The sequence below is a fragment of the Halocatena salina genome (genome assembly GCF_023115355.1).
Taxonomy (GTDB): Archaea; Halobacteriota; Halobacteria; order Halobacteriales; family Haloarculaceae; genus Halocatena; species Halocatena salina.
Genome location: NZ_CP096022.1, coordinates 225,699 through 240,013, shown reverse-complemented (window position 1 = coordinate 240,013; position 14,315 = coordinate 225,699). Strand labels below are relative to the sequence as shown.

At 56.5% G+C, this 14,315-nt stretch carries 10 protein-coding genes; 7 read left to right on the top strand and 3 right to left on the bottom strand.

Going from position 1 to position 14,315, the window contains the following annotated elements; genetic code table 11:
- Window positions 1-2 precede the first annotated feature (2 nt).
- Window positions 3-1,442: a ribonuclease H-like domain-containing protein gene (locus MW046_RS18135; RefSeq protein ID WP_247995633.1), complete on the bottom strand. Its 1,440-nt coding sequence runs from the start codon at window positions 1,440-1,442 to the stop codon at window positions 3-5.
- 196 nt (window positions 1,443-1,638) lie between these two features.
- Window positions 1,639-3,417, bottom strand: coding sequence for a 5'-nucleotidase C-terminal domain-containing protein (locus MW046_RS18130; RefSeq protein WP_247995632.1), 1,779 nt, complete (start codon window positions 3,415-3,417; stop codon window positions 1,639-1,641).
- 328 nt (window positions 3,418-3,745) lie between these two features.
- Here MW046_RS18130 and MW046_RS18125 point away from each other — a divergent pair, with 328 nt between their 5' ends.
- Window positions 3,746-4,492: a 3-oxoacyl-ACP reductase family protein gene (locus MW046_RS18125; RefSeq protein WP_247995631.1), complete on the top strand. Its 747-nt coding sequence runs from the start codon at window positions 3,746-3,748 to the stop codon at window positions 4,490-4,492.
- A gap of 847 nt (window positions 4,493-5,339) precedes the next feature.
- Window positions 5,340-6,209, top strand: a complete 870-nt coding sequence (locus MW046_RS18120) for a UPF0175 family protein (protein ID WP_247995630.1) — start codon at window positions 5,340-5,342, stop codon at window positions 6,207-6,209.
- A 131-nt stretch (window positions 6,210-6,340) separates the two neighbouring features.
- Here MW046_RS18120 and MW046_RS18115 read toward each other — a convergent pair whose 3' ends face one another.
- On the bottom strand, window positions 6,341-6,928 hold the full coding sequence (locus MW046_RS18115) for a metal-dependent hydrolase (protein WP_247995629.1): 588 nt from the start codon (window positions 6,926-6,928) through the stop codon (window positions 6,341-6,343).
- Between the two features lie 278 nt (window positions 6,929-7,206).
- Between MW046_RS18115 and MW046_RS18110 the strand changes: the two genes are divergently transcribed.
- The 5 genes from MW046_RS18110 (at window position 7,207) to MW046_RS18090 (ending at window position 14,191) form a co-directional block, all read left to right on the top strand.
- Entirely contained in the window at window positions 7,207-8,031 is an 825-nt protein-coding gene (locus tag MW046_RS18110; RefSeq protein ID WP_247995628.1) for an ABC transporter permease, read from the top strand.
- Window positions 8,028-8,534: a hypothetical protein gene (locus tag MW046_RS18105; RefSeq protein ID WP_247995627.1), complete on the top strand. Its 507-nt coding sequence runs from the start codon at window positions 8,028-8,030 to the stop codon at window positions 8,532-8,534. The genes MW046_RS18110 and MW046_RS18105 overlap by 4 nt, the downstream gene beginning before the upstream one ends.
- A 37-nt stretch (window positions 8,535-8,571) precedes the next feature.
- On the top strand, window positions 8,572-9,390 hold the full coding sequence (locus MW046_RS18100; RefSeq protein WP_247995626.1) for an ABC transporter permease: 819 nt from the start codon (window positions 8,572-8,574) through the stop codon (window positions 9,388-9,390).
- 343 nt (window positions 9,391-9,733) lie between these two features.
- Entirely contained in the window at window positions 9,734-11,734 is a 2,001-nt protein-coding gene (locus MW046_RS18095; RefSeq protein WP_247995625.1) for a COG1361 S-layer family protein, read from the top strand.
- A 12-nt stretch (window positions 11,735-11,746) separates the two neighbouring features.
- Window positions 11,747-14,191, top strand: coding sequence for an efflux RND transporter permease subunit (locus MW046_RS18090; RefSeq protein WP_247995624.1), 2,445 nt, complete (start codon window positions 11,747-11,749; stop codon window positions 14,189-14,191).
- The last annotated feature ends 124 nt before the right edge of the window (window positions 14,192-14,315 follow it).

Sequence of the window (14,315 nt, the reverse complement as noted above, 5' to 3'; positions counted from 1 at the left end):
GTTTACCAGTCCGAGAGCGTTGCTTGAGTGGTCGTTTCGCTCATGGGACGCGGTGGTTCGCCGTCGGAGACGATCCGGCCGCTGGCGTCGAGTGCTTCGTAGATGACGGCCAACGCCCGCACGTCGTCTTCACAGTAGGCGGTGAAACGATCCCAGTCGGGTTCGGTCGCCGGCGAGCGGTCGGCCATCCACTGCTGGTAAGCCCGCGCGACGGCAGCTCCAGTTAGTCCGGTCTCGGCTCGTTCGTAGCCCAGCGCAGCAGCGACGTCCTCAAGGGCATTCGTTCGACCCGGCAGGACCGCGTTGCCCTCCTCGATGGCCCACCGATACGGATCGAACCGGTAGGTGCTGGTCCAGTCGGTTTCGTAGTGGGGACAGTGTTCGGTGATGTGCTCGTGAATCACCGTGAAATCGAATGTCCAGCCGTTGTACGCCACGACCGGGCGGGGATGAGCGTGGTCTGTGTACCAAGTCATGAACGCCTCGATCGCTCCTCCCGGCTCGTCGGGATCGCGCTGAACGAACGAGCGGTAAGTTCCGTCGTCGGCTGCACCATCGAGGACGCCAATGAGCCACGTGATCGTGGGAGAGAGTCCATCCGTTTCGATGTCGATGTAGATCGGTTTGCCGTTCGGGAGTGGCGTATCGGATTCGCGGACGATCGTCCCGTGAGTGATCGCCCGAGCACTGTTCTGAATTCGCTCGGCAGTCGCGTGACTGATGCCTCGGATATCGGTGAGGGTATCTCGATTCGCGTCGGCGATCGATTCCCGCGAAACGTGTCCTGCCTCGCGCAGCTGCTGGGAGCGGTGGCGACCGACGCCGTCTAGTGCACGGATGCCGAGATGGGTTCGGTCCAGTTCATGCGTAAGTACTCGTCCGTCTGCTCGGCAGTCGAGGGCAGCCAACGGTGTCCCGTCGATCCCAGCGTCAGCACCACACCCAACGACGGTCAAGCCGTTCCATTCACGGTGATAGTTCGCAGGGAGCCGCGTCGAGATGTGAACGTAATTGCCGTCGAGACGATCTGATGCAAGCCGAGCCACGTACTCCTCCCGACCGACGAGTGTAGCTGATAGCGTCGTCGTGTCTACATCCAATTCGAGCAGTCCGCTAACGACGTAAGTCGGAGTGTCCGGATCGAGATCAGTGTGCTCGTACGCTGGGAACTCCACAAGTACCTGCGTTGTGGGGGCGAACACGAACTGAACTCCATTAATGGTATGTGGACCACACACAGCGGTGCTCTGCGGAGAAAAAAGAATTGATCCTTCGAGACATTCCTGAAGAATGTTCGTTGCCTGTGGAGCGGCAGCACCCCCCGTCAAGAGGACGACAGCAGGATCGAAATAGGAGAGCCAATCGTCCCGTTCCATCCTTGTTGCCTGCTCGACGAACAGGGGCGATACACACGCGAGCCGAGCAGTAGCAACCGACGACATGGATTACTGTCTGTACTCTCCCTGTATAATACCTGATGTCTGGAACAGTCACTGTTCCTTTGGAATGTACACCACCGCATTCACTGTATCTTTCAGAGAACGGTTCAATACGGATAGCGCGAGCATCTCCACCCGTGTCTGACTCGGTCTCTTTGAAGGAGGTATGTGTCACTACCGCCATCGGTTACTGACGTCGCTATCGGATGTTCCGTCCCGTATCGGGAAAGACGTTTCCGCGGGGAATCATCGACGTTTCGCAGTACGTCTTGTCATCGTCGTAGTCGACTCCCGGTTGGATGAACGGGTACGGTCCGTCGGCGGGTGTGTTCTGTGCCCGACCGCCATCGTCTGCAGTCTGGACGAGTCCCATTACCTCGTAGTCGATCGGCGAGTTGTCCGTAAGGTAGTCGATAATGACATCGACCGGGATGGTCTCGTCGACCTCGACGTCTTGAAAGGGAAACCCACAGTTGCCAAGGTCGCGCTCGGGATCGCCAGGACGACGGAACGTCGCCACCGAGTACGTTTCCTCGGGATCGACTGGTTCGCTGTCGATACACATCTCGACTAGCCGGCGGCCCTGTTTGGCAGTCGGATCGATGGTCACCTCGACGTTCGAAGAGAAATTTCGGACGCGACCGTCCTCTTGGTTGTATGGATACGGCGTGAAGTTGTCGTCGAGAAATGCCTCCATATGGGATGTGAGCTGCTGACCGTAGGCGATGCCGCGGACGACGGGCGCCGTCATCGGAAAGAACGTGTACAGCTGACCGGACGTGATCTCTCCGGATGGGATGGCAGTCCCGTATCGGAACCCATGGGAGACCGCGAGATCGGTGTCGAAGTGTGTTTGAAGGGCGTCGTTGAACAGCGTATTCCACGCGCTCTCGAGGAATGTCTGTCGGTAAAGCGGTGTTTCTGTCTCTCCAACGACCGTATCGAGTGGTCGGTCGAGCGTCCCGGCTCCCCGCTCGAACTCCGGATCATCCTCGTAGAACGGGGCGAGAATCTCTTCGATCGTCGCCTCGGCATTGGGATCCGGATCCGGAGTCTCATCACTACCTTCGGTCAGACAGTAGAGGTGATGGCGGAACTGTACTTCTCCGTCCTGCACGCGGATGTCGACCCGGCCGAGCGCCTCGCCCATCCCCGACTCGACAACGATCGTCTCAGTCTCCGAGACGACGATAGGATTGTAGGTGTACTCGTGGGTGTGTGCGCTGAACATCACGTCGATGTTCTCGCAGTCTTTCGCGGCTTGGACCATCCACGGAAGACCGATTTCGGTGACTGCGACGACGATGTCCGCACCGTCCTCGCGGGCAGCTTGCGCCGATTCTTCGAGGAGTGCAGGATGTTTCCCAAACCGGTATTTTCCCTCGTAGAACGCAGGTGCCATACGGTCGACGTAGACGTTCGTCATGCCGACGACGCCGACTGAGAGTCCACCGCTGTCGAGGATTCTGTACGCGTCATACAGGCGCTCGTCGGTCTTCCAATCGTACAGATTGTTCGCAAGGATGGGTGCGTTAAGAGCGTCCATCAGGTCCGTGAAGTTACCATCCTCGGCCGCCTCGTTCGAGTAGTCCCAGTTACCGGGAACGTAGATGTCGGGATTGATGTGTTCGTTGATCGGTTCGAGCATTGCCCGCCCGTTAGTGTACGTCGTCACGGCTGAGCCGTGAAACGTGTCACCGCTCATTAGTGTATACACGTCGTTGTCGGCCCGAAGCTCAGCGAGTTTCGCCGCCAGTACCGGGACGCCGCCAGTCTGCTCGATGGTGCGGTCATCGTCCCCGAATTCGAAGCTGGGAGCCGATGTCGGGTTATCATAGTAAATTTGATGTCGAGATGTCAATTGCCCGTGTAAGTCACTGACGTGCGTGAACATCAGATCGAGGTCTCCTTTCTCGTGGCTAGCGACACGCCCGTCGAGAGACCGCCATTGACCGATCGAAGTCGTATTCTGGGTCATACTGATTTCGAAAATACGACGGACTCGGCTTCAAAGATTTGAGGGGAAATATGTTATTATCAAATGGTTGTTGATCTCGGTCAACGTTTCACGAACGGCCATCGTTTCTCGTGGCTTGCGAGTGCAACCCGCTCAGTACTTTGTGGCCTTGAAACGTTTTGTCGTTCATCTGGAGTGGAACCAGTTTCTCGATACGGAGTTGAGAGCACTACCGAAATCTTCGTCGATCTCCGTGCTGTCCATCGAACGACGTTCGTACTAGCTGTGTACTCTTGGGACACTAATTCGCTGGGTGGACTTTAACAGTGTTTAATCGCGTAGGGACACCATGGGATCTCTCGACGACAAATCGGCCTTAATTACCGGAGCATCGAGAAGCATTGGACGCGGTATAGCGGAAGCATTCGGTCGTGAGGGCGCTACAGTGGCGGTGAACTACCATTCGAACGACGAGGCCGCCGAAGAGACCGTCGAAACCATCGAGAACGAAGGCAGTACTGCTACCGCTGTACAGGCTGATGTGAGTGAAGAAATGGAGGCTAAGGAACTCGTCGAGACGGTTACGGAGGAGTTCGGCGGCATCGATGTACTAGTGAACAATGCTGGCATCCTCAAACCGTCGACGCTTGCAGAGATGGATGTCGAGACATGGGACCAGACTATTTCGGTCGACCTCCGGGGCACATTCTTGGTTACGCGCTTCGTCATCGGGGACATGCTTGACCAAGGCGAAGGCAGGATCATTAATATTGCATCACAGTTGGGGTTCAAGGGTGCCACAGAACTCACCCACTACTCGGCTGCGAAGGGTGGGGTTATTGCCTTCACCCGTGCGCTCGCTCGTGAAGTTGCGCCAGACGTTCAGGTCAATGCCATCGCGCCCGGTCCCATCGAAACAGATCTCCTCGATGACACAAGCGACGAGTGGCGTGAGAATAAGAAAGCCGAGGTACCACTCGGGCGGATTGGAACCATAGACGAAGTCGTGCCCACGGCGGTACTGCTTGCTGGAGACGGCGGTGACTACTACACGGGACAGACGCTCAGTCCCGACGGCGGTGACGCAATGCACTGAACTCACTTGCGCTGGTTGGGAACCGTCTCTGATAGCAGCCCTCGTTCGAACGATTCGAATGCTTCTAAGAGTGGTATCGGACAGAAACATGAATACGACTGACCGGAACGGAGAGAACTGATCCTATTAGGAATACGTACCAGTCAGATCCGATAGCTACCGTCTCGATGAGTCGTTAGTTCTGGAACAAATATATTTTATTTTATAAATATAGGGGTAAGGATTTCGAATGGGGTCGTTATGAGATCGGTACTCCGGAAGTTGGGTCACAGTTCCTAGCTAACTAAGTCTACTCCGTTACCACCGGTCTGAGAAAACGGTATCGTAACGGATCATAACGATCGGATATCTGCTGGTCTGAGAGCGCCGATTTCAGTCGTGCAATGATAGAAACTGAGATTATCTCCTTACATGATCGGGAAGTGCGGGATAACAGGCGATAGTACACGCGATTTTAGATATTGTGAACAGCGCGATCACGACCGTACCACGCGACATAAACCATTAAAAATACAACATGATCATAATATATAAAAATAATATTTTTCTTATATTCTTATAAAAATAAATTTATATATAATGCATCTTGGCGGTGATTAACTATCGGTATCTACGCCATTAAGATCGCTGAATGGCCATGTCGTCTAGCACACCCCTTCAGGTATGCTTCCTCACAGGTCGGCGAAAGATCGCGGACTGGATGGTCGCATCAGTACGAGCGATGATGCGAGCCACGAATGCAGAGCTCTCACTCGTTGTCCACGCGACCGGCCCGGACAAGGGTTTATCCGGGCAGACCAGCATTACACATCAGTTAAAGGGATATTACAATAGCGGTATAAAAACGATGAAAAATATCATCCGAAGAGATCCACAAACGTTTACAGCGCTCTCTGCGACCGACTGGTCGGCCTCGGTACCGTGTATCCAGTGTCAAGCACAACCGGCGGAGCAGATCGGTGTTACCATTCCGTCTGACGTCGTCAAGACGATCGCGAAGACGTGCGATGTCGTGGTCCATTACCGGGTGGGTATTCTTCAGGGTGATATTCTGAGCCGACCACAGTATGGGGTGTTGAGTTTCCATCACGGTGACATTCGGCGGTATCGCGGGACGCCAGCAGGATTGTGGGAATTTCTTCACGATGCACCTCAAGGTGGTGTAACACTACAACAGTTGACACCGAAACTCGACGCGGGTTCGATCGTCGCGTTCGAATCGGTCGATCTGACCGATGCACACACGTGGGCCGCGGTTCGTCAGCGGCTCTTTTGTGTTTCCCCCATTGTCTTAGCCAGAGGGATACAACATCTACAGGACTCGTCTTTTGAGCCAGTGTCAGTTCCGGACGAAGATCTCGGCACACTCTATTATCTTTCCGACGTCACACTTCGTGTCCAGGCACGATATCTCCTAAAGGAGATCAAGGGAGTAATGGCTCGATCGGATGCTTCACCGAATGGGACTGCCGAGGATGCCCTCGCCTATGCAGTCGGGCAGTACGCCCTTGGCGAGGTCTCGATCGATAAGGCAGCCGAACTCGCTAACGTTGATCAATGGACGATGCTAGAAATCCTTCAGAGGGCCACGATTTCATCTCAGTTCAATCCCGAGACTGTTGCGGACATCCGTCAGGAGGTCGGAGTGAGTTGGGACCTCTCCGATGAATACGTTACCCAGTACGAGGACACTAACGTGCCTGATGACGACCAGTAAGTTCTGCTCTCTGATGTGCCGTCGAGGGGGTCCGTCCGTTTGACGGCATGGTCAGGTCACTGCCGCGAAGAAATACTTGACCACGGGATCAGTGCTGTCATCAGCAAGTCTCTGTAGGCGAAGCCATGAAGTCACTCGTCGTACTCGGGTGACTCGTCGTAAGACCGTTCTAGCGTTCGCCTGATCGGGGCCAGCCCGGGCCGACCGTCGACGAACCAAACGCCGACCGTGATGTAAACCACGCTCGCCCCGAGGATCACGGTCATCGCGTCGGCCGTCGTCTGGGAGCCAGTGAACACCGAAACGTACTCGCCGAGGCGGGCGACCACCGGCCGGTCGTACGGTGGCAGCGTGACGGTCGGCCAGAGCACGCGCCCCAGCGCGTGCGGATTCGCCTGTAACCACCCGAACACCACGTCACCCAGTAGATGCGACCAGTAGCCGGCGGCGAACGTGATGCCCAGCGGGCGACGGGCGCGCTGGTGAGCCAAGACGACTGCACCGATTCCCACTGGTACGGCGACCAGTACCGAATGGGCGACCGCGTATCCCTGTGGAACCAGTCCGAACACCCACGCAAGCGGCTTGTCGACCAGATCCGGAAGGAGCGCGCCGAACAACACGGCAGCTGTCGGTCCCACTGTCGGGTACCGACCGACGAGACGCGTGCCAAGCGAGTAACAGAGATAGCCCACTGCTGCGTGTGACCACGGCCACATCTCAACACCACCTCGAAAGCAGTAAATGATCGAATAGGAACTGTTGCATGGCCGTCAATGGTATTCGATCGACAAGTAATGTGTGGGTTCAACATCGCGAATGGGCCGATCGTGAATTACTCCCGTAATAATAAATGTACAATGTAATCTGTTCGGAACAGTGTGCTAAGTCCTTGACGAGGGCATTTAGATCGGAACATTCATAGTATTTCTCCTATCACAACCCAACAATGATAATATCAATTCTGTATAGTCGATGGAGCGAGGGGTGATCGACGGTGGGTACGCTCACGGTCGCCAGAAAGGAGTTTGAGGACGCGGTCAAATCGCGGGCGCTGATAGTGATGACAACGCTGTTTGCAGTGGCGTTGGCGGTGCTGGTGTACTTTCAACTGTACGTTGCTCAGGAGGCCCAGACGACGGAACTTAGGACCGCCGAGGATGTCGTCTCGTGGATCACCACACAGCTGACTATCCTCGTCCCGGTCCTGGGAACGATGTTGGGCTACAAGGCGATCGTCGGAGAGCGCGAATCGGGCAGTCTCAAACTGTTGCTCACGTTGCCACACACGCGACGGGACGTCGTGCTCGGCAAGTTCCTTGGTCGATCAGCTGTGGTGGTCCTCTCGGTTCTCGCCGGCTTCGCCGTCGTTGGGATCCAGTTCGCCGCCAGTTCGGATCTGTTCTCCGTGTCGGTGTATGCGATCGCTGCCGTGAAGACGGCGATCATTGGGGTAGTGTTCGTGGCGATCGCCATGGCGTTCTCCACGGCGATGCGGTCGTCGATGATGGCGATGTGGGGAGCGATCGGACTCGTACTGTTATTCGTATTCCTTTGGGACTCAGTGCTCGTTCTGTTCGAATCGTTCGTGGAACGGACACCAGAGAACAGTCCTGTCGGACCGATCTCCGCGTTACCCGACTGGTACTATCTCATCGAGCGACTCAACCCGCGCCACGCGTTCGAGGATGTCACCCCGTTCAGCGTCGATTCAGGTGCGTTCTATCTCGAACCGTGGTTCGCAGGGGTGATTCTGGGCGTGTGGCTGATCGTTCCCCTCGGACTGGCGTATCTACGGTTCGAACGGAGTGATCTCTCATGAACCGTCGCAGACGCCTCGGTGGCCTGGTCATCCTCGCGCTGGTGCTGTTTGCTTTCCCACTCGTCTCGCCGGTGCCCACACAGGACCCTGCGGTGGAAGTGCTTCGGGATCCGAACAGCACTGCTGAGCCCCAGCCAGCCATAAACGAGACGATACAGTATCAGAACCTTTCATCCGATGCACAGCAGTGGTTCGAGGAGCTTCCGCAAAGCGAACAATCGTATGCAGCTGAGGTCTTTCCGGTCGACGGTCCGCCGGAACCATGGGCGTCGTTCGTTCCGAACGGGAGCGAGGCGAACGAGCAATTCAACGAGACACGACGACTCTGGTCGGTCCTGACATACACACAGGTCGAAAAAGACGGCCGCTATCATCGCGTGATCCTCTGGCGCATCGAACCACGTCCCCCACAGCAGGCAGTGGCGTTGCGTCTAGGGTCGCTCATCGGCTCGATCGGGCTGTTCGGACTGGCAGGACAGCAGTGGCTCGAGGGAAAACGATGAACACAGAAATAACAAATTTTATCGGGGTTAATCGGAGATGAGCACGCTCGTCATAGCGAAAAAAGATTTCAAAGATGCGATCCGTGCGCGTACACTCCAGTTGCTGGTGGCGTTTTTCGTCGGGTTCACGACGCTGGTGTTTCATTATCATCGTTCGCGGCTGGGCGAGGAACCGACGTTCACCACGCTGTTTGACGGCATCATCGGAATGCTCGGGGTCGTCGTGCCGGTGCTCGGCATGATGGTCGGTTACAAGGCGATCGTCGGGGAGCGAGAATCGGGGAGCCTCAAGCTGTTGCTTGCGTTGCCCCACTCCCGTCGGGACGTCATGCTCGGCAAGTTCCTCGGCCGATCGGCGATCGTTGTCGTGACGATGGCCGTTGGATTCGTCCTCATCGGCATTCAGACAATACTGTTCACCGATCTCTTCTCGCTAACGAAGTTTCTCTTCGCTGCTGGCGAGATCACGCTGTTCGGGATCATGTTCGTGGCGATCGCCATGGCGTTCTCCACAGCGATGCGATCGTCGATGACAGCGTCGATCGGCGCGCTCGGGCTGACGATCCTGTTTTCGTTCCTGTGGGACTTCCTATACGGGCTTTTTGCACAGTTCGTCGATCCCATTCAGATCGATCCCGAAACGGGATGGGGTAGTCCCGATCCCGGACCAAACTGGCTCTTTCTGCTCAAACGACTCAATCCACGGCAGGCGTTCTACGAGCCCTCGCCGTATGAAATCAGTGAGCCGATTCCCTTCTATCTCGATCCGTGGTTTGGCTGGGTAATCGTCGTCGCTTGGCTCGTCGTCCCGCTCGGACTCGCGTATCTGCGCTTTCGGAACAGCGATCTCACCTAATCTCTGCCTGTCCCTGAGAACGTCCGAAACTCGAAGGTTGGATGTCCCCGTTGCAATCACAGCGCAGTCACCGCCACCGACCCGGAGTGTTCGCCGATCAGCAACTACGACCGCTCTCCAAGACGCTCACCTGTGAAACGTGTCGGAGCGAAGACCGAATAAATTATTTCTATAGAAGGCATGCAATAAAATAGTGTGAACGACAGTAGTGGGAAGCGACAGTCGAACGGTACAGGTCACGAGGTACAGCGGTCGTGATGGAGACACTCGTCGTCTGGAACGGTCGATGAATCGCTCGATGATTGTCGTTTTGTTGATTTGTATTTTCGTTTTTCACGGAACTGTGTCCAGTTTCGTCGGGGGAGATTTAGCCGTTGGAACCGTCTCATCGGATGCCACGGAGGGAGTAGAACGTTTCTTCACGCAGTCGAACGAGTACAGCGCGACCACGGACGCGGCATCTTCGACCGGTACTGCATCGTCGGTTATCGAATCTTCATTCTTCGAGGCAAGGGCCAGCACTGGTACGAACGACCGGATCGACGCGATCGTCGCCTCGCCTGAGGCGGAGTTCGAAGTCGTCTCGGTATCCTCTGATGTGCCCGTCGGTGGAACCGGAAACGTTTCCGTGACCATCGAGAACACCGGCGAGGATGCTACGAATGCGGTCGTGAGCCTCCAATCGCTTTCAGGTGTTCTCTCGTTCGGCCACTCATCCAACACCAGCCGGTTCGTCGGCGAATGGAACGAGGGGGAAGACAGGACGATCGAGGTGCAAGCACAGTTGACGCGGACGGCCGATACGACGGAACATCCGGTGCAGGCGGTCGTCTCCTACGAGGACGACAGTGGTAATTCGTCTCGATCGGCGCCGGTCGCGTTCGGTGTCGCGGCGGATGGCGAACAGCGGTTCTCGCTCTCCGATGTCGGAGGCGACTTGCGTGCCGGTGAATCGGGAACCATCTCGGGTACGATCACGAACGAGGGACCCAACATCGCCACTGATGCGGTACTTAGGCTCGATCATGAGGGTCACCACGATGTGATCGCTCGCCAGTCCAACTACGTGCTCGGTAGTCTCGGTCCTGATGAATCGGAAGCGTTCGAACTACCGGTGGCGGTCAATAGCACTGCCGAACCCGGTCAGCGACAGGTACCCCTTGTAGTGGAGTATTACGATTCGAATGCGAATCCTGTACAGAGTCGGACGCTCACTGCTCGGATCGATATTGACGACGAACGTGACGACTTCGAAGTGGTTTCATCGTCCACCGATGTACAGGCCGGCGATACAGGGACCATCTCGGTAACGCTCGAAAACACCGGTGCGAACGCCTCAGAGGCTACTGTCAACCTCCGCTCGCTTTCGGAAGGTATTACGTTCGGACACACCGCAAACGCCACGCAGTTTGTCGGGGAGTGGCCCGTCGGTGAACAGCGGACGATCCCGCTCAATGCCACCGCGAGCAACCAAACCACTAGCCGGAGCTACCCGTTTCAGGCCTCCGTCTCGTACGACGACGCGGACGGCGATCGATCCCGGGCCGGACCGTTCACCGTTGGCGCTACGCTCCGACCTGAACAGAGCTTCGACATCGCAAACACGAACAGCACACTCCGGGTGGGTGAGGAAGGCACCGTTACCACGGTGGTGACGAATCGGGGTCCACAGAACGTCTCTAATGCCGTCGTTACCCTCGTGGCGCATAGCCAGAACAGCAATCCACAGGAAACCCAAGCCGCTATCGGCAGTCTTTCGGTGGGAGAATCGGCGACTGTCTCCGTTCCTGTAGAGACAAGCACCAGCGCAGAGGCCGGTCAACGCCAGTTCTCCTTTGTCGTGGAATACGACGACCAGGACGGCGATGCCCATCGTAGCGAGACCCTCGATACACGAGTCGCTGTTGCCCCACAGCGCGACGAATTCTCTGTCGAACGGGTGAACACCAGCATCGATATCGGGTCCTCAGAGACGGTAACGTTGACTGTGATCAACAACCGAGAAACGTTGGTACGAAACATCAACGCCAAAGCGTTCGTCGATGATCCCCTATCGACCAGTACTAGCGATGCGTACATCGTACAGTTGAATCCCCGTGAGTCAGCGCAAATCACCTTCCACGTGAGGGCGAGCGACAGCGCGAGTACAGGACAGTACCCATTATCGGTTGATTTCGAATACGAGACGGCATCAGGTGACTCGAAGCTCTCTCAGACGTATGAGGTGCCGGTTTCAGTGGTCACTCCGGCAGAGAGAAGCATTTTTCCCTTGCTTGGCGTGACGGTCGGTCTGAGTACGGTGCTCGTCCTGCTCGGTGTCGGCTGGGTTCGGTCGAGACGGTGATTTCGGACGGAAATGATCGAGTATCAACGATACATCGATGCGGTCGATGTATGGATCACCGAGCGGCCGCATGCAGTGGTCATCGCATTTCTCCTGTTGACGGCGATCTTCGCTGTCGGATTCACGAACATCTCAGCCGAGTCGGGAACCAGCCAATTCACCGAAGACACCCCTGCACAGGACGCATTCGACGAGGTGAACCAGCGATTCACGCCACCGTTCGAGGAGACCAACGGGAGCACTCGACTCGTTCAGTCGGGGTCGAACGTACTCACAAAAGACGAGCTGTTAGCGATGCTCGAAGCCCAACAGCGTCTCAAAGAGCGCGAGCGTTTCCGTGTGGTCTCTACGTCGAGTGTCGCGCGTATCGTTGCCCAAACGCTCGATCCGAGCGCAACGACGCTCGACGCACAGATTCGCACGCTCGAAGGCGCAACGTCCACAGCAATCGAGCGTGCGATTCGGACGGCCATTGCAGGCTCCGGATTCACTGATCTGCTCAGCGAGGACTTCAACCGACAGTCGGCATCAGCCTCCGCAACGATCGGAACCGTCGAGCACGACGTTCCGAGGGGTGTCTCACAGTCGGCCGGAACGAGCGGGAGCGATCCGCTGATGGATATCCAAACTAACGCACAGTCTGTCGTCACGAGCGTCGACAGCGACATTCGAGTGTTCGGCAGTGGTATCGTCTCCGCGGAGTTCACCAACATCATCTTCGACTCGCTCATCATCGTCGTACCAGCGGTTGCACTATTGATTCTCGCTTTTCTGGTGTTCGCCTACCGTGATCCGATCGATCTCCTGTTGGGACTGCTCTCGCTCGTAATGGCAGTCATCTGGACGTTCGGCTTCACTGGACTGGCGGGTCTGCGATTCACACAGATGCTGATCGCCGTGCCGCCGCTGTTGCTGGCAGTGGGAATCGACTTCGGGATTCATACCATCAATCGCTACAGGGAAGAGCGAATCGAGGGAACTGCCATTGCCGAATCGATGCGGCGGACGACCGATCAGTTGCTCGTGGCGTTTTTCATCGTCACGGGCACCACTGTCGTCGGATTTGCCGCGAACGGTATCAGCGATCTCGGGCCGATTCGTCAGTTCGGACTCGTCGCTGCCGTCGGCATCGTCTTTACGTTCTTGATCTTCGGCATTTTCCTTCCGGCTGCCAAGGTAGGGGCCGACCGACTCCGGATTCGATTCGGGATTCCGGAGTTCGGGCGTCGTCCGCTCGGCTCGGAGGGATCGCTGTTGGGACGAATGTTGACTATCGGCGTCGTCGTCGCCCGACGTGCGCCCTCCGCACTGCTCGCGGTGACGCTGCTCGTTTCGGTGGGGGCTGGCTTCTATGCGACCGGCGTCGATACTTCGTTCTCACAGGATGATTTTCTCCCACCCGAGGACCCCCCCGACTACATTGGAGGACTTCCCGAACCGTTTGCGCCTGACAGTTACAGCGTGACGGATACGACAAATTTCCTCGATGAGCGATTCGCGACCACCCAGGACGGTTCAGTGACGATATACGTCGACGGACGACTTCACAAGGATTCTGCGCTCGAATCGATCCAGCGGGCGAATCAGGATCCACCTCCCTCACTCACACCGGTCGACCGGGAGGTCGACGCCGAAAGTATTCTCACAGTGATTCGTGACTATGCGGATCAGTCGGCGGAGTTCGCGCGGTTGATTGAGCGAAACGATGCCGACGGCGATGGTGTTCCCGACGACAACCTCCGTGATATTTACGATGCGCTGCTCGATTCGCCGTATCGTGGGCAGGCACTGAGGTACATCACTGAGGACTATCGGTGTACCCAAGTGGTCTACTCGACCGCAAGCGATGCCTCGCAGGACGAAATCACGCGCGACGCCCGCACATTCGTCGACCGCTATCGCCTCCCCGCGATTGCTACGGGTCAAACGATCGTGTTGCAAGCTGTCTCGGACACCATCTTAGAGTCGGCGATTCAGAGTCTCCTTACAGCGCTTGTCGTCACAGTACTCTTCCTCGTGCTGGCCTACTACGTTATCGAGGGACAGCCATCGCTCGGGATCGTGAATCTCGCACCGATCGTCGTCTCGGTCGCGCTGCTTGCAGGATCGATGCGGCTGTTCGGTATCCCGTTCAATGCACTGACTGCGACGATTCTCTCGATTACTGTCGGTCTCGGGGTCGATTACTCGGCGCACTTCGTCCATCGGTTTACCGACGAGTACACCGAGCACACACCACTCTACACAGCACTGGAAAACACTGTCCGCGGGACTGGCGGTGCCCTCACTGGAAGCATGCTTACGACCACGACCGGAATTGGGGTGCTCATACTGGCGATTACGCCGATCCTCGGTCAGTTCGGACTCGTCGTGGCGCTTTCCGTCTTTTTTGCGTATTTGACATCGATTCTCATCACACCGTCCGCTATCGTCGTGTGGGATCATCTATGTGACTGAAAAATATGCGGCTGTGATGCTGTGAACGCCCGCCATTTATATTATATTACAAAAATTCCATATGGGAAATATTCAATACGCTCTCGTGTGTGTGAAACACTGATGCCAAACGACAAACGAGTGA

Excerpts from the sequence above, each read along its gene's own strand:
- MW046_RS18135 (WP_247995633.1), bottom strand. The coding sequence starts at position 1,442 with ATGTCGTCGGTTGCTACTGCTCGGCTCGCGTGTGTATCGCCCCTGTTC.
- MW046_RS18130 (WP_247995632.1), bottom strand. The coding sequence starts at position 3,417 with ATGACCCAGAATACGACTTCGATCGGTCAATGGCGGTCTCTCGACGGG.
- MW046_RS18125 (WP_247995631.1), top strand. The coding sequence starts at position 3,746 with ATGGGATCTCTCGACGACAAATCGGCCTTAATTACCGGAGCATCGAGA.
- MW046_RS18120 (WP_247995630.1), top strand. The coding sequence starts at position 5,340 with ATGAAAAATATCATCCGAAGAGATCCACAAACGTTTACAGCGCTCTCT.
- MW046_RS18115 (WP_247995629.1), bottom strand. The coding sequence starts at position 6,928 with ATGTGGCCGTGGTCACACGCAGCAGTGGGCTATCTCTGTTACTCGCTT.
- MW046_RS18105 (WP_247995627.1), top strand. The coding sequence starts at position 8,028 with ATGAACCGTCGCAGACGCCTCGGTGGCCTGGTCATCCTCGCGCTGGTG.
- MW046_RS18100 (WP_247995626.1), top strand. The coding sequence starts at position 8,572 with ATGAGCACGCTCGTCATAGCGAAAAAAGATTTCAAAGATGCGATCCGT.
- MW046_RS18090 (WP_247995624.1), top strand. The coding sequence starts at position 11,747 with ATGATCGAGTATCAACGATACATCGATGCGGTCGATGTATGGATCACC.